Here is a 22,188-nt window from a genome sequence, read left to right on the forward strand (position 1 = left end):
GGCCGCATGCTAAAATGGTCGGCTTCAAACTCCTCTGACAAGCTGGCGCCATGAATATCGTGATTTTGGCGGCAGGCACCGGCAAGCGCATGCGTTCCGCGCTGCCGAAGGTGCTCCATCCCGTGGCCGGCAGGCCGCTCCTCTCCCACGTCATCGCGACCGCGCGCACGTTGCAGCCGTCCCGGCTCGTCGTCGTCGTCGGTCACGGCGCCGAGCAGGTCCGTGCCGCCGTCGCGGCGCCCGATATCCAGTTCGCGGTGCAGGCCGAGCAGCTCGGCACCGGTCATGCGGTGCGCCAGGCGCTGCCGCTGCTCGATCCCGCGCAGCCGACGCTCGTGCTCTACGGCGACGTGCCGCTCACGCGCGCATCGACGCTGCAGCGGCTCGTCGACGCCGCACGCGACGGACGCTACGGGATTCTGACCGTCACGCTCGACGATCCGACCGGTTACGGCCGCATCGTGCGCGACGCATCGGGCTTCGTCACGCGCATCGTCGAGCAGAAGGACGCGTCGCCCGACGAACTGAAGATCGCCGAGATCAACACCGGCATCATCGTCACGCCCACCGCGCAGCTCGCGATGTGGCTCGGCGCGCTGAAGAACGAGAACGCGCAGGGCGAGTACTACCTGACCGACGTCGTCGAACTCGCCATCGAGGCCGGCTTCGAGGTCGTCACCGCGCAGCCCGACGAGGAATGGGAAACGCTCGGCGTGAACAGCAAGGCGCAGCTCGCCGAGCTCGAGCGCATCCATCAGCGCAACGTCGCCGATGCGCTGCTCGCCGACGGCGTCACGCTCGCCGATCCCGCACGCATCGACGTGCGCGGCACGCTGCGCTGCGGGCGCGACGTATCGATCGACGTGAACTGCGTGTTCGAAGGCGACGTGACGCTCGCCGACAACGTGACGATCGGCGCGAACTGCGTGATCCGCAATGCGTCGGTCGGCGCCGGCACACGCATCGACGCGTTCACGCATATCGACGGCGCCAAGCTCGGCGCGCACACGGTCATCGGCCCGTACGCGCGGCTGCGCCCCGGCGCGCAACTCGCGGACGAAGCGCACGTCGGCAACTTCGTCGAGGTGAAGAACGCAGTGATCGGCCACGGCTCGAAGGCGAATCACCTCACGTATATCGGCGACGCCGACATCGGCGCGCGCGTCAACATCGGCGCGGGCACGATCACCTGCAACTACGACGGCGCGAACAAGTTCCGCACCGTGATCGAGGACGACGTGTTCGTCGGCTCCGACACGCAGCTCGTCGCGCCGGTGCGCGTCGGCCGCGGCGTGACGATCGCGGCCGGCACGACGGTGTGGAAGGACGTCGCCGACGGCGTGCTCGCGCTGAACGAGAAGACGCAGACCGCGAAGAGCGGCTACGTGCGCCCCGTCAAGAAGAAGAGCTGAACCTTTTGCGGGCGCCGCGCGGCGCCCGCGTCGACTTACAGGATTGACCATTCATGTGCGGCATTGTCGGCGCAGTTGCGCAGCGTAATATCGTTCCGGTGCTGATCGAAGGATTGCGGCGCCTCGAATACCGTGGCTACGATTCGTGCGGCGTCGCCGTGCTCGAAGCGGATGCGCCCAAGCGCGCGCGCAGCGTCGCGCGCGTCGCCGATCTCGACGCGCAGGTTCGCGACTCGCACCTCGAAGGCACGACCGGCATCGCGCATACGCGCTGGGCGACGCACGGCGCGCCCGTCACGCACAACGCGCATCCGATCTTCTCGTCCGGCGCGCTCGCGCTCGTGCACAACGGCATCATCGAAAACTTCGAGCCGCTGCGCGACGCACTGCGCGCGAAGGGCTACGAGTTCGTGTCGCAAACGGACACCGAAGTGATCGCGCACCTCGTGCACAGCCTCTATCGCGGCAATCTGTTCGACGCCGTGCGCGAAGCGGTGCAGCAGCTGCACGGCGCGTATGCGATCGCGGTGATCCACAAGGACCAGCCGCATACGGTCGTCGGCGCGCGTCAGGGCTCGCCGCTCGTGGTCGGCCACGGCGACGGCGAGAACTTCGTCGCGTCCGACGCGCTTGCGCTCGCCGGCAGCACCGACCGCTTCACGTTTCTCGAGGAAGGCGACGTCTGCGAGCTGTCGCTCGACGGCGTGAAGATCGTCGATCGCCACGGCGCGCTCGCGCAGCGCGAGATCCGCGTGGTCAGCGCCTACGGCGGCGCGGTCGAACTCGGCCCGTATCGCCACTTCATGCAGAAGGAAATCTTCGAACAGCCGCGCGCGATCGGCGACACGGTACCGCAGACGGACGCGTTCGACGCGACGCTGTTCGGCGACGCCGCGCCCGCCGCGTTCGCGCAGATCGACAGCCTGCTGATCCTCGCGTGCGGCACGAGCTACTACTCGGGGCTGACCGCGAAGTACTGGCTCGAGTCGATCGCGAAGATCCCGACGCAGGTCGAGATCGCGAGCGAATACCGCTATCGCGACTCGGTGCCGAACCCGCGCCAGCTCGTGCTGGTGATCTCGCAGTCCGGCGAAACGGCCGACACGCTCGCCGCGCTCAAGCACGCGCAGGCGCTCGGCCACACGCACACGCTCGCGATCTGCAACGTCGCAACGAGCGCGATGGTGCGCCTGACCGGCATGCAGTTCCTCACGCACGCGGGCACCGAGATCGGCGTCGCGTCGACGAAGGCATTCACGACGCAGCTCGTCGCGCTGTTCGTGCTCGCCGCGACGCTCGGCAAGCTGCGCGGGCACGTCGACGCCGCGCAGGAAACGGAATATCTGAAGCAGCTTCGCCATCTGCCGGCCGCGCTGAACAGCGTGCTCGCGCTCGAGCCGCAGATCATCGCGTGGGCCGACGAATTCGCGCGCAAGGAAAACGCGCTGTTCCTCGGCCGCGGGCTGCACTACCCGATCGCGCTCGAAGGCGCGCTGAAGCTGAAGGAAATCTCGTACATCCACGCGGAGGCGTACCCGGCCGGCGAGTTGAAGCACGGTCCGCTCGCGCTCGTCACCGAAGCGATGCCGGTGATTACCGTTGCGCCGAACGACACGCTGCTCGAGAAGCTGAAATCGAACATGCAGGAAGTGCGTGCGCGCGGCGGCGAGTTGTACGTGTTCGCCGATGCGGACACGCAGATCGTCAACGGCGACGGCCTGCACGTGATCCGGATGCCCGAGCACTACGGGCAACTGTCGCCGATCCTGCACGTGGTGCCGCTGCAGCTGCTCGCGTATCACACCGCATGCGCGCGCGGCACCGACGTCGACAAGCCGCGGAACCTCGCGAAGTCGGTGACGGTGGAATAAGGCAGTACCGCGCTCGGGAACGCCCCACGGGGCCATCCCGGTCGCGCGCCGGTGCCGGGCCGGCTGCTGTCGGCCGTTCGGCCAGCGCGAGATTTATACCACTAAGTGGTATATAATCCTGTGCTAGCTCGATCGGCCCGTCATGCCTGCTTCCGTACGACGCGTTTTCAAGACCAAGTGGTTTCACAAGGCCGCCCGAAAAGCGGGAATCGTCGGCGCCGAGCTATGCCGCGCAGTGCGCGAGCTGGCGCGCGGTCAGGGCGTCGATCTCGGCGGCAACGTCTGGAAGAAGCGCCTCGACGGCAACCGTCGGCGCGCAATCGTGCTGGGCAGGATCGAGCAGGCGTGGGTGTTCGTGTTCCTGTTCGCGAAATGCGACCGGGACGACATCGACGAACGCGAACTGCGCGTCTTCAGACAGCTTGCGGTCGATTTCGGGCATCGCACCGACGGCGACCTCGCAACGCTGATCGCACTGGATGAGCTTGTGGAGATTTGCAATGGCTAAGAGTCGGTTCAAGAGCGACGCAACGGAGGCGATCCACAGCGCCGCGTCCGGTCTTTATCGCGCCAACCTGATCGACAAGAAGACGATGCGCGAATACGACGCGCTCTGCATCGAGGCCGCGCCGCAGTTCGCGCCGGAGGCGATTGCGCGCATCCGCAAATCGGTCAACGTCAGCCAGAGCGTGTTCGCGCTCTATCTGAACACGACGACGTCGACGATCCGCCAATGGGAACAGGGCGACAAGCGGCCGAGCGGCATCGCAGCGCGCATGCTGCAGATCGTCGAGAAGCACGGGCTCGAGGTGTTCTCCTGAGCACGCCTTTACGCCTCGCAGGCCGCCCTCGCGCGCCGAAAAGAATTTGACGGAGAGACCATGGTAAGACTGTTTGGATGCGGATTGCTGGCACTGACGTTCGCGTCGACGGGCTGGGCAGCCGAGCACTACGTCGAGGTCTGGAACCCGCCCGAGGCGCGCTTGCCCGCGGCTCGTACGCCTTCGCGCACGCCGGGTGCACGCACGGGCGCCGACGCGCATGCGGCCAAAGGCGCGGAGAAGCACGCAAGCGCGCAATCGAAAGCCATCGCGAAGCCGCCGCACAAGCGCCGTGTCGCGCAAGCGCTGAAAGCCGAGCCGCATCGCGCGCCCGCCGCGGTCGACACGCCGGCCGCGCCGCGTCCCGTCGAGCAGCCCGCGCCGGGCCGCCTCACCGTGATGCAGCCGGCCGCGCCCGATGCGCCGCACGCGCTCGACTTCTCCGACATTCCGCGACAGTACACGCCGGACGGCAACGTGCTGCGCGTCGGCACGCGCCACGGCGCGGCCGAGGTGACGCGATGATGGAAGCGGAAAACTATTGCGGCTACCAGATCTGGGGCCACGCGATCCTGCAGCAGGACGAGATCCTGCAGCCGGAGCGCTTCGCGGCGAGCGGCACGATCACGCAGAACAACAAGCTCGTCGAAGCGTCGGGCGTGCTCGGCGTGTTCGATACCGAGGACGAAGCGCGCGAAGCAGGGCTCGAATGGGCGCGCGCGTGGATCGACAATCACCGCTGACCGATTCGCCGGATCGCGCCGGTCGCCGCAGCGGTACGCGTGCGGTTGTCGCCGTGCCAAACGAAAGAAGGGGCGTCCACGACGCCCCTTCTTTCATCTGCGATCCGCAAACGCGCGCTACGCCGCCGAACGCGGCGGCTGCACCGTGCGCTGCTGACGCCCGACGACGCGCGACAGCACGACGATCGCCGCGAGCGTCGCGACGTACGCGGCGATCTGGATGCCGGCCGGCCGCGCGGTATAGCCGATCAGCGTATGCAGCGCCTTGCCGACGAGGCTCGATTCCTTCAGCAGCCAGGACGTATCCCAGATCGTGTCGCCCCACGACGGCACGAGGCCGGCCGCGAGCAGGAAGCCGACGCACTGGCTCGCCATGCCGGCCGCGAGCAGCACGATCAGCCAGTTCGTGACCGAGAACAGACGCTTCAGCGGAATCTGCAGCAGCCCCGCATACATCGCATAGCCGAGCCCCGCACCGCCGAGCACGCCGAGCAGGCCGCCGGCGATCATCTGCGGCGTCTGGCCGGGGTCGCCCGCGGCGATCCCGTACAGGAACAGCACGGCCTCCGAGCCTTCGCGCAGCACCGCGACGCCGACGACGATCGCGAGCCCCGTCAGCGGCTTGCTGCCCGCGGCGACCGCGCGGCCCACCGCGTTCATCTGCATCGCCATTTCGCGGCCGTGGCGGCTCATCCAGATGCTGTGCCACGCGAGCATCAGCGTCGCGACGAACATCACGCCGGCGTTGAAGACTTCCTGCCCCATCCCCGACGCCCACTGCGAGATCACGTCGGCGAACGCCGCGATCAGCCCCGCGCCGATCACGCCGCCGACCAGCCCGCCGCCGACCCACCAGCCGCGCCGCGGCACGCCGCGCGTGGCGGCCATCACGATCGAGACCACGAGCGCGGCCTCGAGCACTTCCCGGAAGACGATCAGCGCAGTGGACAGCATGGCGGCTTACTTGACGGTCAGATGCGTCTTCGACTGCGCTTCGTGGTACTCGTCGTGAAACTCGTACGTGCCGGCCTTCAGCGGCCCGACGAGAATCTCGACCGACTTGCCGGCCGGAACGACCTTCTCGGCCTTGAAGTCGTCGCTTTCGAATTCGGCCGGCGTCGCGTCGAGGTTTTTCACGAGGAACTTCACCTTCTTGCCGGCCGGGATCGTCACGCCGTCCGGCGAGAACTTGTGATCCTTCAGCGTCAGGTTGACGACGTCGTCCGCCGCGAACGCGGGCGTGACGCTGGCGCCGATCAGCGCCAGCGCGAAACCGAAAGCGATACGATTCATGATCGAAGACCGAACAGAGCTTGAGGGGCCTCGATACTAAGAGCGATTCGCATTTTCAATCCGAATGCCCTTGTGAACGCAATGGGGATGCCGCTCCATAGCGCGGGCAGCGCGTGCGGCCCGACAAGGCTCATACGCAAATGCGCCGCCGCGCGTGCGCGGTCAATTCGGCCAAACACCGAGCGGCGCGCGTGCCGCGTCGCGCGCATTCGTCGGACGACCGCCTTACGCGCGGCCGACGCCACGCGATACCGAGCGCATCGATGACGACGCTTGACCTTCCTACCGTGGCAAGCTTCATCATCCGATCGTTCATCGACCGTCAATCAGCCAAGGAGAGAGCACGATGGAATTCGAAGTTCAGGACATGACCTGCGGCGGCTGCGCCAGCGCGATCACGCGCGCGGTGACGGCCGCCGATCCGGCCGCGAAGCTCGATATCGACGTCGCGGCGAAGATCGTCAAGGTCGAATCCGCGCAAGGCGCCGAGCGCGTGCAGGCCGTCATCGAGGCAGCCGGGTTTCATCCGGCGCTGCGCAGCGCGTAACGCGTCGCGCGCATCGTCGCTCGACGATGCGCGCGCATGCACGTCAGCGCAGCCGCACGAGCGTCGACTTCAGCTCCGTGTACTTCTCGAGCGCGTGCAGCGACTTGTCGCGGCCATTGCCCGACTGCTTGTAGCCGCCGAACGGGAAGTTCATGTCGCCGCCCTCGTCGTAGCAGTTCACCCACACGGTGCCCGCGCGCAGCCGGCGCGACACGTCGTGCGCGGTCGTCAGGTTCGACGTCCACACGGCGGCCGCAAGCCCGTATTCGGTGTCGTTCGCGATCCGCACGGCCTCGTCGACATCGTCGAACACGATCAGCGACAGCACCGGCCCGAAAATTTCCTCGCGCGCGATCTTCGCGTCGGGCTTCACCTCGAACACGGTCGGCTCGACGTAGAAGCCGCCCGTCTCTTCCTTCACACGCGCGCCGCCCGTGACGAGCGTGCCCTCCTTGCGGCCCGCGTCGATATAGCCGAGCACGCGCTCGAGCTGGACGCGATCGACGATCGCCCCCATCGACACCGACGGATCGAGCGGATTGCCGGGCACGTACGCGCGCGCGGCCGCGACGAGCTTTTCGACGAACGCGTCCTTGATGTCGCGATGCACGAGCAGGCGCGAGCCGGCCGTGCACATCTCGCCCATGTTGTAGAAGATCGCCCCGGCCGCCGCCTGTGCCGCACGGTCGAGATCCGGGCAATCGGGCAGCACGATGTTCGGCGACTTGCCGCCGAGTTCGAGCCACACGCGCTTCAGGTTCGACTGCGCCGCGTACTGCATGATCAGCTTGCCGACCGCCGTCGAGCCCGTGAACGCGATGCAGTCGACGTCCGGATGCAGCGCGAGCAGCTTGCCCGGTTCGCCCGCGCCCGGCACGACGTTGAACACGCCCGGCGGGATGCCGGCCTCGAACGCGAGCTGCGCGACGCGGATCGCGGTGAGCGGCGACTTCTCCGACGGTTTCAGCACGACGCTGTTGCCGGCCGCGAGCGCGGGGCCGAACTTCCATGCGGCCATCAGGATCGGGAAATTCCACGGCACGACCGCCGCGACGACGCCGACCGGCTCGCGCGTGACGAGCCCGACCAGATGATGATCGGCCGGCGCCACTTCGCCGCCGACCTTGTCGATCGCTTCCGCGAACCACTCGACGCAGTACGCGGCGCCCGGCACGTCGACCGTCGTCGTGTCGCCGATCGGCTTGCCGGCATCGAGCGTTTCGAGCAGCGCGAGCTCGTCGAGATGCGCGCGCATCAGCGCGGCCCAGCGCAGCAGCACGGCCTTGCGCGCACGCGGATTCAGGCCGGCCCAGACGCCCGCGTCGAAGGCGCGCCGCGCGGCCGCGACGGCCGCGTTCACGTCGGCTTCGCCGCCATCGGCGACCTTCGTCAGCACGCGGCCGTCGATCGGGCTCACGCAGTCGAACGTGCGGCCGCCATGCGCATCGCGCAGCGTGCCGTCGATGAATGCGCGCCCTTCGATCGCGAGCGACGCCGCCTTGTCCTGCCAGTCAGCCAAAGTCAACTTGTTCATCAGGATGCCTCAATGTGATGGCATTCGCGGCTCGACGTCCGGTGCGCGCGATGCGCGGCCGCCGCGAATGTGGTGACGCGCGGTCAGAAGGTCGCCGGCGAATTGGCCGACACGACCTCGCAAATCTGGTCCGCGCTGGGATTGCGAAAACGGTGCGGCAAACGGCTCTCGAAGTAGTAGCCGTCTCCGGGGTCGAGCAGCCACGTCGCGCCGTCGACGGTCAGCTCGAGCCGGCCCGACACGACGACGCCGCCCTCGTGCCCCGCATGCGCGAGCATCTCGGGGCCCGTATCGGCGTGCGGCTGATAGATCTCGCGCATGATGCACATGTTGCGATCCTTCACGCCTGCGCCGACGAGATGAAACGCGAGCGACTCGTTGCCGAGGTTCGGCATCTCGTCGCGGCGCGACACGACCGAACGCGACTCGACGAGCTCGAACGTGAAGAACTCCGCGAGGCTCATCGGAATGCATTCGAGCAGCTTCTTCAGCGACCCGACGGAAGGACTGACGCGCCCCTGCTCGATCAGCGAGATCGTGCCGTTGGTGACGCCCGCGCGCTTCGCGAGTTCGCGCTGCGACAGGCCATGCTTGTTGCGCACGAAACGCAGGCGCTCGGCGACTTCGGTGGACATCGATTCGGTTTCGGACACGATAGGCGCGGTGAAAAAGTGAAAACGACGCTGGAGCAGCCGTTGAATATTCTAATCACTTTATGCCGCGCATCAGCGGGGAAAACCCTGAAAGCCGATCGAAATAATGAACACGTCCAAGTTTATTCCTTTGTCGAATATTTTGTTCGGACTGCATCGGGAAAGCCCTGATACGACACCGTCAAAAAACATTTGACGCCGTTTTTGGCTCGTATATGCTGGCTCTCAGGTTAGCGTCATTGGCTTGCATCAACGCCAAAACGGGTTATCGCAGTGCAAAAATCGATACCCGTCGATGTAAATGACGCAAAACCGGCGCCTCGATTATTTTAAACGCCCCGCGCGTTGAAACGATCAGGTGTTCAATACTTTCAACGAACCAGTCGAGTGTAATCGTGAGAGTCCGTGGCCCTCTGGTGAGGTGGGATCGAGGCGATGTGCGAAGTCTGCGCAGCGCCGCTCCCGCTTCCGACGGCAGTTGCGGCTGGCATAGTCCTCGCCTGCTGCATCTGTCCATCTACACCATCCTGTCTCGTCGTTCCGTTCGGCGTCACAACGCCGTGTCCGCACGCGCATTCGTCGCCGTCGATACCGACGAAGTGGCATCGCTGCTGCCGTAGCGCCTCTCCTTTCTGCACGTCGTTCGTTTCGTTAGCCGATTCGTCAGCCGCCGCTCGCGCGCGGCGACGGAATGCATTCGCACGCTCATTGCCGCGGCGCATGCCGCAATGAAACGAACGACGGCCTGACCGTCATGCGCAGCGCCGATCGCGCTGTCGTCCCGCTGCGCGCCCTTGGCAGCGGCCTCGCGTGTTTCGCGAGGCTGCGGGGCCGTTGCACGCCTGCGTTTTTCCCGACGCGGCGATGCGCGTGCAACGATCCTATGGAGCACTGATCGACGTCATGGAAAGGAAACCTCTCGTCGGCATCACCGCCGACTACACGCAGATCGGCGCACACGCGTCGCATACGGTCGGCGACAAGTACGTCGCCGCCATCGTCGACGGCGCGCAGGCGCTCGCGATGCTGCTGCCCGCGCTCGGCGAACGCCAATCGGTCGACGACGTGCTCGACGTCGTCGACGGCCTGCTGTTTACCGGCAGCTATTCGAACATCGAGCCGCACCGATACGGCGGCGAACCGAGCGCACCGGGCACGAAGCACGACCCGGCCCGCGATGCGACGACGCTGCCGCTGATGCGCGCCGCGATCGCGGCCGGCGTGCCCGTGCTTGCGGTATGCCGCGGCTTTCAGGAGCTGAACGTCGTCTGCGGCGGCACGCTGCATCAGCGCGTGCACGAAGTGCCGGGCCTCGCCGATCACCGCGAGGACGACGACGCGCCGCTGAACGTGCAGTACGGCCCCGCGCACACGGTGCGGGTGACGCCGGGCGGCATCCTGCACAAGCTCGCCGGCGGCCGCGACGAAGTGCACGTGAATTCGCTGCACAAGCAAGGCATCGCGCAGCTCGGTTCGAGCCTCGCGATCGAAGCCGTCGCGCCGGACGGGCTGATCGAGGCCGTCAGCGTCGTCGATGCGCGCGCCTTCGCGCTCGCCGTGCAATGGCATCCGGAATGGCGGCACGCGTACGACCCGCTGTCGAGCGCGATCTTCCGCGCGTTCGGCGATGCGTGCCGCGCGCGCCGCGACGCGCGTTCGCATGCCCGGCCCGCCGCTGCGCTCGCCTGAGCGCGCCGACCCACTTACGAGAACGAACATGCAAGACATCGAAGACTTTCTGAAGCAGCACCGGATTACCGAGATCGAAGCGATCATTCCCGACATGGCCGGCATCGCGCGCGGCAAGATCACGCCGCGCAACAAGTTCACGTCCGGCGAATCGATGCGGCTGCCGCAGGCCGTGATGGTGCAGACCGTCACCGGCGACTATCCGGACGACGGGTCGCTCTCCGGCGTCACCGATCCCGACATGGTGTGCGTACCCGACACGTCGACGATCCGGCTGATTCCGTGGGCCGTCGATCCGACCGCGCAGGTGATCCACGACTGCGTGCACTTCGACGGCTCGCCCGTCGAGATCTCGCCGCGCTACGTGCTGCGCCGCGTGCTCGACCTGTACAAGAAGAAGGGCTGGAAGCCGGTCGTCGCGCCCGAACTCGAGTTCTATCTGGTCGACATGAACAAGGACCCCGACCTGCCGCTGCGTCCGCCCGTCGGCCGCACGGGCCGGCCGGAAACGGGCCGCCAGTCGTATTCGATCGAGGCCGTCAACGAGTTCGATCCGCTGTTCGAAGACATCTACGAATACTGCGAGACGCAGGACCTCGACATCGACACGCTGATCCATGAAGTCGGTGCCGCGCAGATGGAAATCAACTTCATGCACGGCGATGCGCTGTCGCTCGCCGATCAGGTGTTCCTGTTCAAGCGCACGGTGCGCGAAGCGGCGTTGCGTCACAACATGTACGCGACCTTCATGGCGAAGCCGATGGAAGGCGAACCGGGCTCGGCAATGCACGTGCATCAGAGCATCGTCGACGAGGAAAGCGGCCAGAACCTGTTCACGTCGCCGGAAACGGGCGGCGCGACGTCGATGTTCTACAACTTCCTCGCCGGCTTGCAGAAGTACACGCCCGCGCTGATGCCGATCTTCGCGCCGTACATCAACTCGTATCGCCGGCTGTCGCGGTTCATGGCCGCGCCGATCAACGTGCAGTGGGGCTACGACAACCGCACGGTCGGCTTTCGCATTCCGCATTCGAGCCCGGCCGCGCGGCGCATCGAGAACCGGATTCCGGGCGTCGACTGCAATCCGTATCTGGCGCTCGCCGCGACGCTGGCGGCCGGCTATCTCGGCATCACGCAGCGGCTCGAGCCGACCGAGCCGCTCGTCAGCGACGGCTACTCGCTGCCGTATCAGCTGCCGCGCAATCTCGAGGACGGGCTCACGCTGATGTCGGCATGCGAGCCGCTCGGCGAGATCCTCGGCCACAAGTTCCTGAAAGCGTATTTCGCGCTGAAGGAGACCGAATACGAAGCGTTCTTCCGCGTGATCAGCTCGTGGGAACGCCGTCATCTGCTGCTGCACGTGTAAGCGCGCACAACCGCAATCCGGAGGAAACATGACCTATCGCAACGAATCCGCGTGGATCCAGCCCGCCGCACCGGCGGCCCGCGCGACGCAGGCGCGCTCGACCGCCGAATACCGCGCGCTCGACGCCGCGCACCACATCCATCCGTTCTCCGACATGGGCGCGCTGAACCGCGCGGGCAGCCGCGTGATCGTGAAGGCCGACGGCGTCTATTTGTGGGACTCCGACGGCAACCAGATCATCGACGGCATGGCCGGGCTCTGGTGCGTGAACGTCGGCTACGGCCGCAAGGAGCTGGCCGACGCCGCTTATCGGCAACTGCAGGAGCTGCCGTTCTACAACACGTTCTTCAAGACCACGCACCCGCCGGTGATCGAACTCTCGGCGATGCTCGCCGAAGTCACGCCGCCCGGCTTCAATCACTTCTTCTATTGCAACAGCGGCTCGGAAGGCAACGACACCGTGCTGCGCGTCGTGCATCAGTACTGGCGCGTGCAGGGCAAGCCGCAGAAGAAGTACGTGATTTCGCGCAAGAACGGCTATCACGGCTCGACGATCGCGGGCGGCACGCTCGGCGGCATGGGCTACATGCACGAGCAGATGCCGTCGAAGGTCGAGCACATCGTCCATATCGACCAGCCGTATTTCTTCGGCGAAGCGCAGCCGGGCGAGACGCCCGAAGCGTTCGGCCTCGCGCGTGCGCAGCAGCTCGAAGCGAAGATTCTCGAGCTCGGCGCGGAGAACGTCGCGGCATTCATCGGCGAGCCGTTCCAGGGTGCCGGCGGCGTGATCTTTCCGCCGTCGACGTACTGGCCGGAAATCCAGCGAATCTGCCGCAAGTACGACATTCTGCTCGTCGCCGACGAAGTGATCGGCGGCTTCGGCCGTACCGGCGAATGGTTCGCGCATCAGCACTTCGGCTTCGAACCCGATCTGATCACGATGGCCAAGGGGCTCACGTCGGGCTACGTGCCGATGGGCGCGGTCGGCATTCACGAGCGCGTCGCGCGGCCGATCATCGACAACGGCGAATTCAATCACGGACTCACGTATTCGGGGCATCCGGTGGCCGCGGCGGTGGCGGTCGCGAACCTCAAGCTGCTGCGCGACGAGGGCATCGTCGAGCGCGTGAAGCGCGACACGGGCCCGTACTTCCAGGCACTGATGCGCGAGACGTTCGCACGTCATCCGATCGTCGGCGAAGTGCACGGCCACGGGCTCGTCGCGAGCCTGCAGCTCGCAGAGGCGCCGGCCGAACGCCGCCGCTTCGCGAACGGCGGCGACGTCGGCACGATCTGCCGCGACTTCTGCTTCAACGGCAACCTCATCATGCGCGCGACCGGCGACCGGATGCTGCTGTCGCCGCCGCTCGTGATCTCGCGGCAGGAAATCGATGAACTCGTGTCGAAGGCGAAGCGGGCCGTCGATGCGACCGCCCAGCAGCTGGGCCTTTCGTAACGGCTTTGCCTACAGGTGTGCGGCGGGCGCCGCACGCCGCCACAACCAGGGGAACTCCACCATGCGTGCTCGCTTTCTTCGTCATGCCTGCTCCGCCGCTGCCCTTGCCGCAGCGGCCGCGTTCACGTCCGTCGCCAGCCGATCGGCACATGCCGACGAGCTGAACGTCTACAACTGGTCCGACTACATCGCGCCGGACACGATTCCGAACTTCCAGAAGCAGACCGGCATCCACGTGAAGTACGACAACTACGACAGCGACGACACGCTGCAGGCCAAGCTGCTCGCCGGCAGCTCGGGCTACGACATCGTCGTGCCGACGTCGAACTACATGGCCAAGCAGATTCAGGCCGGCGTGTACCAGAAGCTCGACAAATCGAAGCTGCCGAATCTCGCGAACCTCGATCCCGTGCTGATGAAGATGATCTCCGACGCCGATCCGGGCAACCAGTACGGCGTGCCCTGGGCATACGGCACCGACGGGATCGGCTACAACGTGCAGGCGGTGAAGAAGGCGCTCGGCGACAAGGCGCCCGTCGACAGCTGGGCGCTCGTGTTCGATCCGACCAACATGGAGAAGCTGAAGAGCTGCGGCGTGTCGATCCTCGATCAGGCCGTCGACGTGTTCGCGGCCACGCTGCAATACATGGGCAAGAACCCGAACAGCACGAATCCGGCCGACTATCAGGCCGCCTTCGACGTGCTGAAGAAAGTCCGCCCGTACATCACGCAGTTCAACTCGTCGGGCTACATCAACGACCTCGCGAACAACGACGTCTGCGTCGCGCTCGGCTGGTCGGGCGACGTCGGCATCGCGCATCGCCGCGCGGCCGAAGCGAAGCGCTCGTACGACATCCGCTTCGCCAATCCGAAGGAAGGCGGACTGCTGTGGTTCGACGTGATGGTGATCCCGAAGGACGCGCCGCATCCCGAGAACGCGCTGAAGTGGATCAACTACGTGTCCGATCCGAAGGTCAACGCGGCCATCACGAACACGGTGTTCTATCCGACCGCGAACAAGGCCGCGCGCCAGTTCGTGACGCCGGCCGTCGCCCAGGACCCGACCGTGTATCCCTCCGAAGAGGTGCTGAAGAAGATGGTGCTGATGAAGCCGATGCCGGCCGAGATCCTGCGGCTGGAAAACCGTCTGTGGGCGCAGCTGAAGACCGGCCACTGACCGCGATGCCGCACGGCGTCGCGCAGGCCGCCCGCCTGCCGCGCGCCTGACATTCGCGGACAGCGTCCGCCCGCGCGCGCCGCGCGCACCTGTTCCATCCGGCCCGAGCCGTTTTCCGCGAGTCGCGTTGCGCGCCTCGTGCGGGAGCGCTCGCGCCTGCAATCCGTGAAGAACGAATGGTGACTCCCATGCAATCGATTCCCTCTTCCGCCGCTGCGCGCCACGTGCAGCCGGCCGCGGCCGTCCGTCCCGCCAACGACGCGTTCGTGCGCATCGAAAACGTCGTGAAGAAGTTCGGCGACAGCACCGCCGTCGACAACGTGAACCTGACGATCGCGAAGAACGAGCTGTTCGCGCTGCTCGGCAGTTCGGGCTGCGGCAAGTCGACGCTGCTGCGCATGCTCGCGGGCCTCGAAACCGCGACGTCCGGCAGGATCTACGTCGACGGCGAAGATCTCGCGTCGCTGCCGCCGTACCGCCGTCCGGTGAACATGATGTTCCAGTCGTACGCGCTGTTTCCGCACATGAGCGTCGAATCGAACGTCGCGTTCGGGCTGAAGCAGGAAGGCACGCCGAAGCACGAGATTCGCGAACGCGTCGCCGATGCGCTCGCGCTCGTGCAGATGAGCAAGTACGCGAAGCGCAAGCCGCACCAGCTGTCGGGCGGCCAGCAGCAGCGCGTCGCGCTCGCGCGCTCGCTCGTCAAGCGTCCGAAGCTGCTGCTGCTCGACGAGCCGATGTCCGCGCTCGACAAGAAGATCCGGCAGAAGACGCAGCTCGAACTCGTCAACATCATCGACAAGGTCGACGTGACCTGCGTGATGGTCACGCACGATCAGGAAGAAGCGATGACGATGGCGAGCCGCCTCGCGGTGATGAGCGAAGGCCGCATCGTGCAGATCGGCACGCCGGGCGAAGTCTACGAGTATCCGAACAGCCGCTTCTCGGCCGAATTCATCGGCTCGACGAACCTGTTCGAGGGCCGCGTCGTCGAGGACGAGCCCGACCACATCTTCGTCGAGAGCGACGATCTCGAAACACGCATGTACGTGAGCCACGGCGTGACGGGGCCGCTCGGGATGCCGGTCGGCATCTCGGTGCGCCCCGAGCGCGTGCACGTGTCGCGCGAGAAGCCGAAGGCACCGCACAACTGGGCGCGCGGCGTCGTCACCGACATCGCCTACATGGGCAGCTACTCGCTGTATCACGTGCGGCTGCCGAGCGGCAAGACGGTCGTGTCGAACCTGTCGAGCTCGCATCTGATGCACGACGGCGCGCCGTCGTGGAACGACGACGTGTTCGTCTCGTGGTCGCCGGCGAGCGGCGTCGTGCTGACGCAGTGAGGAGCCGACGATGAGAACCTCCGCTTCCCCTTCGTCCGCGCCGGTGTCGCCCGGCGCCGTGCCGGCTGCCGCGGCGCCGCGCCGCCGCGCGCGTTTCCCCACGCTGTCTCGCCTGCTGCCGTCCGGGCGCAGCGTCGCGATCGGCGTGCCGTTCCTGTGGCTCGCGGTCTTCTTCGCGCTGCCGTTCGTGCTGGTGCTGAAGATCAGCTTCGCCGATCAGGTGATGGGCATTCCGCCGTACACGTCGCTCGTGCAGGTCAAGGACGGCGTCGTGCACTTCGCGCTGCAGCTGTCGCACTACGCGTTTCTGCTGCAGGACGACCTGTACGTCGCGACCTATCTCAGCTCGCTGAAGATGGCGGCCGTATCGACGGTGTTCTGCCTGCTGATCGGCTATCCGATGGCGTACTACATCGCGCGCTCGGAGCCCGGCACGCGCAACGTGCTGATGATGGCCGTGATGCTGCCGTTCTGGACGTCGTTCCTGATTCGCGTGTACGCGTGGATCGGCATCCTGAAGGACGACGGCCTGCTGAACCACGCGCTGATCGCGCTCGGCATCATCCACACGCCGCTGCGGCTCTATCACAGCGACGCGGGCGTCTACATCGGGATGGTCTATTCGTACCTGCCGTTCATGGTGATGCCGCTGTACGCGCACCTCGTGAAGATGGACCTCACGCTGCTCGAAGCCGCATACGACCTCGGCGCGAAGCCGTGGGTCGCATTCACGCGCATCACGCTGCCGCTGTCGAAAAACGGAATCATCGCGGGCAGCCTGCTCGTGTTCATTCCGGCGGTCGGCGAATACGTGATTCCGGAGCTGCTCGGCGGCGCCGACACGCTGATGATCGGGCGCGTCATGTGGGATGAGTTCTTCAACAACATGGACTGGCCGATGGCGTCCGCGGTCACCGTCGCGATGGTGCTGCTGCTGCTCGTGCCGATGGCGTTGTTCCAGTACTACCAGGTCAAGGAACTGGAGGAAGCGAAATGATCAAGCCGAGCAAACCGCTGTCGACGGGCGTTCTCGCCTTCGGCTTCCTGTTTCTGTACATCCCGATCATCAGCCTCGTCGTGTACTCGTTCAACGAGTCGAAGCTGGTCACCGTGTGGTCCGGCTTCTCGCTGAGGTGGTATGCGGCGCTCTGGCAGGACGACGAGCTGCTGACGGCCGCCTGGCTGTCGCTGAAGATCGGCCTGCTGACCGCGACCGCGTCGGTCGTGATCGGCACCTGGGCCGGCTTCGTGCTCGCGCGCTTCGGGCGCTTCCGCGGCTTCACGCTCTACACGGGGATGATCAACGCGCCGCTCGTGATTCCCGAAGTAATTCAAGGGATCTCGCTGCTGCTGCTGTTCGTCGCGCTCGAGCAGATGTTCGGCTGGCCGAAGGGCCGCGGGATGGTGACGATCTGGATCGGCCACGTGATGCTCTGCGTGTCGTACGTCGCGATCATCGTGCAGTCGCGCGTGAAAGAGATGAACAAGTCGCTCGAGGAGGCGGCGCTCGATCTCGGCGCGACGCCGTTGAAGGTGTTCTTCGTCGTCACGCTGCCGCTGATCTCGCAGGCGCTGCTGTCGGGCTGGCTGCTGTCGTTCACGCTGTCGATCGACGATCTGGTGCTGTCGGCGTTCCTGTCGGGCCCCGGCTCGACGACGCTGCCGCTCGTCGTGTTCTCGCGCGTGCGGCTCGGACTCAATCCGGAGATGAATGCACTCGCGACGCTGTTCATCACCGCCGTGACGATCGGCGTGATCGTCGTGAACCAGATGATGATCGCGCGCGAACGCCGACGCGTGGCCGATTTGAAGCACGCGTTCGCGGCCGCGTAAGCCCGCCCTGCCATCCGTACCGAAAACAACCCGGCGCGTCGCGCTAGGCGGCGCGCCGTTCGACCACGCATTGACGACGCGCACGACAAGGAGAATCCGCAATGAAGAAGAAACTGATCTGTCTGCTGGTGGCCGGCGCACTGCCGGGCATCGCGCTGGCCGACTCGACATCCGCGCAGATCAAGGCGCTGCAGGCGCAGGTGGCGGCGCTGCAGCAGCAGATGAAGGCGATGCAGGCGCAGCTCGCCGCGCGGCCGGGCGCCGCCGCGAATACGTCGGGCGGCACGAAGGCCCCCGTCGCACCGGTCGCGGTGGCCGCCGATCCGGGCTCGCCCGATTACGGCAAGGCGCCGGCCATGCTGACCAACGACGACGTGACCGAGATGAAGCAGCAGATCGCGAGCCAGCAGCTGAAGGTCGACACGCTGACCGACGCGGCGAACACCGGGCCGCTCGCGGGGCTGTCGGTGACCGGCTACATCGACCCGACCTACATCTACAACCGCGCGGCCGGCACGTCGTCGTTCCTGTTCGCGAACCACGAGAACGCGTACAACTACTTCAACAGCACGTTCGGCGACCTCTATCTCGACATCAAGAAGACGTTCGGCGTCGGCCCGATGGCGCCGTCGGCCGAGATCACGCTGATGCCGAACCGCGGCAACGGCATCACGCTGCTGCAGAACTCGCGCGGCTCGATTACCGACAACCTGCTGAACACGGCGGTCGTGAACGTGCCGATCACCGCGACGACGACGCTCGTCGCCGGCCTGATTCCGAGCTTCGGCGGCTACGAGGTCCAGCAGTCGAACCAGATGCTCACGCTCACACACAACCTGCTGTACGACTTCTCCGATCCGGGCAGCTACGTCGGCGCGGGCATGAACTACACGAAGGGCGCCTGGGCGTGGAAGTTCTTCCTCGGCAACGAGCAGTACCGCACCTACGGCTCGGTCACGCAGACCGGCACCAACGCGCTCGGTGATCCGATCACGACCAGCAACAAGGTGCCGACCTTCACCGCACGCGCGGACTACACGTGGTCGAGCGCGCTCGACATCGGCGGGTCGTTCAATATCGGCCGCCAGACCTTGCCGAGCGCGATCGACCCGGCGACCGGCAACGTGTCGTACGGCGTCGGCGGCGCCGCGCCGAGCGCCTACGGCACGTTCTTCTTCGCAGAAGCGGACGCGACCTACACGCTCGCCGACGTGCAATACAACGCCGAACTCGACTACGGCCAGCAGCAGCATGCGGCGTACAACGGCGGGCTCGCGCAGTGGTACGGGCTGTCGCTGCTCGCGCACCGCAAGTTCAACGCGCCGGTGGTCGGCCGCATGGGCGTGACGCTGCGCTACGATGCGCTCGTGAACCGCAAGAACGGCGGCGGCGGCGGCGGCATCGCGCTGAACGGCAACGGGATGGATCCGTACAACGGCTTCGGCGTCGACGCGGACTGCCTCGCGACGTCGAAGGCGAACGGCGGGCTCGGCTTCGACTGCAAGGGCGCGATCCGTCAGGACGTCGCGCTCGACCTGCTGTTCTATCCGACGCAGCAGATCACCGTGAAGGTCGAATACCGGCACGACTGGGCGAACAACAAGGTGTTCCTGCGCAACGACGGCTCGTACGGCAAGTCGAACGATCTGCTCGCGACGCAGTTCATCTATTCGTTCTGATCGCGTTCGCGCGGGCGTGCGGTGCCGCGCGGTGCCGCGCGCCCCGCGCCGTTTCGGCCGGCCGGCGCGCGGCGCCCCACGACCGCCGCCGGTCGCCACTCAGGAGTCCGTTCATGAAGCAGTCTTTTGCCCGCCGCGCCGATGCGCTCGCGCGCGACTCGTACTACGAAGCGTCGGTCGTACGCGCGGCCGACGACCCGCCGCTCGACGGCGCGCTCGATGTCGACGTCTGCGTGATCGGCGCCGGTTTCGCCGGGCTCTCGACGGCGCTCGACTGCCGCGCGCGCGGGCTATCGGTCGCGGTGATCGACGCGCACCGTCCCGGCTGGGGCGCATCCGGCCGCAACGGCGGCCAGGCGATCGCGGGCTTCGCGAAGGACGACGAAATCGAGCGGCAGCTCGGCGCCAACGGCGCGCGCGCCGCGTGGTCGCTGTCGTTCGACGGCCTCGCGCTGATCGCCGAGCGGATCGCGCGCTACGGCATCGACTGCGACTTCACGCGCGGCTATCTGACGGTCGCGACGAAGCCGCGCGGCGTCGACGCCTTGCGCGCGTGGATGGACGCGGCGACGTCGCGCTGGGGCCATCCGTCGCTCGCGTGGCTCGATGCCGATGCGATCCGCACGCGCATCGCCTCGACGCGCTATCTCGCCGGCGTCCACGATCCGCTGTCCGGCCATCTGCATCCGCTGAAGTACTGCCTCGGTCTCGCCGATGCCGCGCGCCGCGAAGGCGTCGCCCTGCACGCGCATACGCCGGCGCTCGACGTCGTGCGCGGGGCACGGCCCGTCGTGCGTACGCCCGGCGGCGAAGTGCGCTGCCGCTTCGTCGTGTCGTGCTGCAACGCGGGGCCGGGCGGCATCCTGCCGGCCGCGACGGCCGCGCGCATCGCGCCGATCGCGTCGTACATCATCGCGACCGAACCGCTCGCGCAGGATCGCGCCGATGCACTGATCGCCCGGCGCGAAGCCGTGTGCGACAACAACTTCTTTCTCGACTATTTCCGGCTGTCGGCCGACAACCGGATGCTGTTCGGCGGCCGCGCGAATTCGGCCGGCGCGTCGCCCGACACGCTTGCCGACGCGATCCGGCAGCGCATGGTGCGCGTCTTCCCGCAGCTCGCGGACGTACGCGTCGCGCACGCGTGGGGCGGCTTCGTCGACGTCACGCGCAACCGCGCACCGGACTTCGGCGCGCTCGATCCGAACTTCTTCTACGTGCAGGGCTTCAGCGGGCACGGCGTCGCGCTGACCGGCATCGCGGGCCGCGCGATCGCCGACGCGATCGCCGGCGACACGCGCACCTTCGACCTGTTCGCGCGCGTGCGCCATCGCCGCTTTCCGGGCGGCGACGCCTGGCGGCAACCGGCGCTCGAACTCGGCATGCTCTATCACCGCGTGCGCGAGCTGTTCTGACTTCCTTCTTCTTCGTCTTTCGACCATGCAGACATTCGCGAACCAGCCGCACACCGCGTCGTACTACGCCGCGACCGCCAACGACGTCACGCGCCACGCGCCGCTCGACGGCGCCACGGACGCCGACGTCTGCGTGATCGGCGCCGGGCTGACGGGGCTGTCGGCGGCGCTGAATCTCGCGGAGCGCGGCCATTCGGTGACCGTGCTCGAGGCGTCGCGCGTCGGCTGGGCGGCGAGCGGCCGCAACGGCGGGCAGTTGATCGGCGGCTTCGCCTGCGACATCGACACGTTCGGCCGCTTCATGCCCGAAGAGGACGTGAAGCGGATCTGGGACATGGGCATCGAAACGCTGTCGCTCGTGAAGTCGCGCATCGCGCAGCACCGCATCGACTGCGCGTTCGTGCCGGGCTACCTGACCGCCGCGAATACCGCACGCGACGTCGATGCGCTGAAGCGCTGGCGCGACGAAGCGGCGACGCGCTTCGGCTACGACCGTTTCCGCTTCGTCGACGGTGCCGATCTGGGCGACTACGTGCAGTCGACACGCTATCGCGGCGGCCTGTACGACCCGGACAGCGGCCACCTGCATCCGCTCAACTACACGCTCGGGCTCGCGCGCGCGGCGACCGAGGCCGGCGTGCGCATTCACGAGGACAGCTGCGCGACGCGCGTGCGCGACATCGCGGGCGGGCACCTGGTCGAGACGGAACGCGGCCACGTGCGCGCGCGCTACGTCGTGCTCGCCTGCAATACCTACGTCGGCACGCTCGCGCCCGCACTATCGAGAAAGATCATGCCGGTCGGCACCTACGTGATCGCGACCGAACCGCTCGGCGACGCGCGCGCGGCCGCGCTGATGCCGGCACGCGCGGCGATCTGCGACAGCCGCTTCGTGCTCGACTATTTCCGGCCGGCGCCCGACACGCGCATCGTGTGGGGCGGCAAGGTCAGCTATTCGACGCTGCCGCCGAGCAATCTCGCGGACGCGATGCGCCGCGACATGCTGAAGACGTTCCCGCAGCTCGCCGACGTGAAGATCGACTACGCATGGGGTGGCTTCGTCGACATCACGATGAACCGCGCGCCGCACTTCGGCCGCATCGCGCCGACGCTGTATTTCGCGCAGGGCTTTTCGGGGCACGGCGTGAACACGACCGCGCTGGCGGGCAAGCTGATCGCGGAAGCGATCGACGGGCAGGCGAGCCGCTTCGACCTGTTCGGCCGGATCCGCCATCGCGACTTTCCGGGCGGCGCCGCGCTGCGCACGCCGGCGCTGGTGCTCGCGATGAGCTGGTACCGGCTGCTCGACGCGTTCGGCGTGCATTGAGCGCGCGGGGCGCGAGCGCACCCACGCAC

22 protein-coding genes are annotated in these 22,188 nt (G+C 66.8%); 18 read left to right on the forward strand and 4 right to left on the reverse strand.

Features of this window, described 5'->3' with window-relative positions:
- The first annotated feature begins 50 nt into the window (after positions 1-50).
- The 6 genes from glmU to NP80_RS27890 all read left to right on the forward strand — a co-directional run bounded on the left by glmU (position 51) and on the right by NP80_RS27890 (position 4,847).
- A complete protein-coding gene (gene glmU / locus NP80_RS27865; protein ID WP_006409035.1) occupies positions 51-1,412 on the forward strand; it encodes a bifunctional UDP-N-acetylglucosamine diphosphorylase/glucosamine-1-phosphate N-acetyltransferase GlmU in 1,362 nt (453 codons plus the stop codon).
- A gap of 53 nt (positions 1,413-1,465) precedes the next feature.
- Positions 1,466-3,283 carry a glutamine--fructose-6-phosphate transaminase (isomerizing) gene (gene glmS, locus NP80_RS27870; protein ID WP_006407995.1) on the forward strand — a complete coding sequence of 606 codons (1,818 nt, stop codon included), beginning with the start codon at positions 1,466-1,468 and terminating at the stop codon, positions 3,281-3,283.
- Between the two features lie 142 nt (positions 3,284-3,425).
- Entirely contained in the window at positions 3,426-3,791 is a 366-nt protein-coding gene (locus NP80_RS27875; RefSeq protein ID WP_006409663.1) for a type II toxin-antitoxin system RelE/ParE family toxin, read from the forward strand.
- Complete coding sequence (locus tag NP80_RS27880; RefSeq protein WP_006402798.1) at positions 3,784-4,104, forward strand: helix-turn-helix domain-containing protein; 321 nt, start codon at positions 3,784-3,786, stop codon at positions 4,102-4,104. Before NP80_RS27875 ends, NP80_RS27880 begins: the two co-directional genes overlap by 8 nt.
- A gap of 60 nt (positions 4,105-4,164) precedes the next feature.
- The gene (locus NP80_RS27885) at positions 4,165-4,629 is read left to right on the forward strand and encodes a hypothetical protein (protein WP_006407997.1); all 465 of its coding nucleotides are present in this window, start codon (positions 4,165-4,167) and stop codon (positions 4,627-4,629) included.
- Positions 4,629-4,847, forward strand: coding sequence for a hypothetical protein (locus NP80_RS27890; RefSeq protein ID WP_012467437.1), 219 nt, complete (start codon positions 4,629-4,631; stop codon positions 4,845-4,847). The genes NP80_RS27885 and NP80_RS27890 overlap by 1 nt, the downstream gene beginning before the upstream one ends.
- A gap of 117 nt (positions 4,848-4,964) precedes the next feature.
- On the opposite strand, the gene NP80_RS27895 is transcribed toward NP80_RS27890, so the two are convergent.
- Together NP80_RS27895 and NP80_RS27900 are read right to left on the reverse strand one after the other, a co-directional pair.
- Positions 4,965-5,801 carry an FTR1 family iron permease gene (locus tag NP80_RS27895; protein WP_006402795.1) on the reverse strand — a complete coding sequence of 279 codons (837 nt, stop codon included), beginning with the start codon at positions 5,799-5,801 and terminating at the stop codon, positions 4,965-4,967.
- 6 nt (positions 5,802-5,807) lie between these two features.
- Positions 5,808-6,140 (reverse strand): cupredoxin domain-containing protein, encoded by a 333-nt coding sequence (locus tag NP80_RS27900; protein WP_006409660.1) that lies wholly within the window; start codon positions 6,138-6,140, stop codon positions 5,808-5,810.
- Positions 6,141-6,486: 346 nt separating this feature from the next.
- Here NP80_RS27900 and NP80_RS27905 point away from each other — a divergent pair, with 346 nt between their 5' ends.
- On the forward strand, positions 6,487-6,687 hold the full coding sequence (locus NP80_RS27905; RefSeq protein ID WP_006407999.1) for a heavy-metal-associated domain-containing protein: 201 nt from the start codon (positions 6,487-6,489) through the stop codon (positions 6,685-6,687).
- Positions 6,688-6,730: 43 nt separating this feature from the next.
- On the opposite strand, the gene NP80_RS27910 is transcribed toward NP80_RS27905, so the two are convergent.
- Together NP80_RS27910 and NP80_RS27915 are read right to left on the reverse strand one after the other, a co-directional pair.
- Entirely contained in the window at positions 6,731-8,221 is a 1,491-nt protein-coding gene (locus NP80_RS27910; protein WP_006409659.1) for an aldehyde dehydrogenase, read from the reverse strand.
- A gap of 83 nt (positions 8,222-8,304) precedes the next feature.
- Entirely contained in the window at positions 8,305-8,856 is a 552-nt protein-coding gene (locus tag NP80_RS27915; RefSeq protein ID WP_035488928.1) for a cupin domain-containing protein, read from the reverse strand.
- 455 nt (positions 8,857-9,311) lie between these two features.
- On the opposite strand from NP80_RS27915, the gene NP80_RS31830 reads away from it, so the two are divergent.
- The 11 genes from NP80_RS31830 to NP80_RS27965 all read left to right on the forward strand — a co-directional run bounded on the left by NP80_RS31830 (position 9,312) and on the right by NP80_RS27965 (position 22,159).
- A complete protein-coding gene (locus NP80_RS31830) occupies positions 9,312-9,494 on the forward strand; it encodes a hypothetical protein (RefSeq protein ID WP_006402789.1) in 183 nt (60 codons plus the stop codon).
- A 283-nt stretch (positions 9,495-9,777) separates the two neighbouring features.
- Positions 9,778-10,563, forward strand: coding sequence for a gamma-glutamyl-gamma-aminobutyrate hydrolase family protein (locus tag NP80_RS27920; RefSeq protein WP_035946398.1), 786 nt, complete (start codon positions 9,778-9,780; stop codon positions 10,561-10,563).
- A 28-nt stretch (positions 10,564-10,591) separates the two neighbouring features.
- Positions 10,592-11,929, forward strand: a complete 1,338-nt coding sequence (locus tag NP80_RS27925; RefSeq protein ID WP_006408004.1) for a glutamine synthetase family protein — start codon at positions 10,592-10,594, stop codon at positions 11,927-11,929.
- A gap of 28 nt (positions 11,930-11,957) precedes the next feature.
- Positions 11,958-13,385, forward strand: coding sequence for an aspartate aminotransferase family protein (locus NP80_RS27930; protein WP_006408005.1), 1,428 nt, complete (start codon positions 11,958-11,960; stop codon positions 13,383-13,385).
- A 61-nt stretch (positions 13,386-13,446) separates the two neighbouring features.
- Complete coding sequence (locus tag NP80_RS27935; RefSeq protein WP_006411182.1) at positions 13,447-14,562, forward strand: polyamine ABC transporter substrate-binding protein; 1,116 nt, start codon at positions 13,447-13,449, stop codon at positions 14,560-14,562.
- A 188-nt stretch (positions 14,563-14,750) separates the two neighbouring features.
- Positions 14,751-15,905: an ABC transporter ATP-binding protein gene (locus NP80_RS27940; protein ID WP_006411183.1), complete on the forward strand. Its 1,155-nt coding sequence runs from the start codon at positions 14,751-14,753 to the stop codon at positions 15,903-15,905.
- Between the two features lie 10 nt (positions 15,906-15,915).
- Positions 15,916-16,902: an ABC transporter permease subunit gene (locus tag NP80_RS27945; protein WP_006408008.1), complete on the forward strand. Its 987-nt coding sequence runs from the start codon at positions 15,916-15,918 to the stop codon at positions 16,900-16,902.
- Positions 16,899-17,738, forward strand: coding sequence for an ABC transporter permease subunit (locus tag NP80_RS27950; protein WP_006408009.1), 840 nt, complete (start codon positions 16,899-16,901; stop codon positions 17,736-17,738). The genes NP80_RS27945 and NP80_RS27950 overlap by 4 nt, the downstream gene beginning before the upstream one ends.
- A gap of 101 nt (positions 17,739-17,839) precedes the next feature.
- Positions 17,840-19,417 (forward strand): DUF3138 family protein, encoded by a 1,578-nt coding sequence (locus tag NP80_RS27955; protein ID WP_006411185.1) that lies wholly within the window; start codon positions 17,840-17,842, stop codon positions 19,415-19,417.
- Between the two features lie 113 nt (positions 19,418-19,530).
- Positions 19,531-20,832 carry an NAD(P)/FAD-dependent oxidoreductase gene (locus NP80_RS27960; RefSeq protein WP_045594297.1) on the forward strand — a complete coding sequence of 434 codons (1,302 nt, stop codon included), beginning with the start codon at positions 19,531-19,533 and terminating at the stop codon, positions 20,830-20,832.
- 25 nt (positions 20,833-20,857) lie between these two features.
- Positions 20,858-22,159: an NAD(P)/FAD-dependent oxidoreductase gene (locus tag NP80_RS27965; RefSeq protein ID WP_006410457.1), complete on the forward strand. Its 1,302-nt coding sequence runs from the start codon at positions 20,858-20,860 to the stop codon at positions 22,157-22,159.
- Positions 22,160-22,188: the final 29 nt, after the last annotated feature.

The sequence above is a fragment of the Burkholderia multivorans ATCC BAA-247 genome, assembly GCF_000959525.1.
Taxonomy (GTDB): domain Bacteria; phylum Pseudomonadota; class Gammaproteobacteria; order Burkholderiales; family Burkholderiaceae; genus Burkholderia; species Burkholderia multivorans.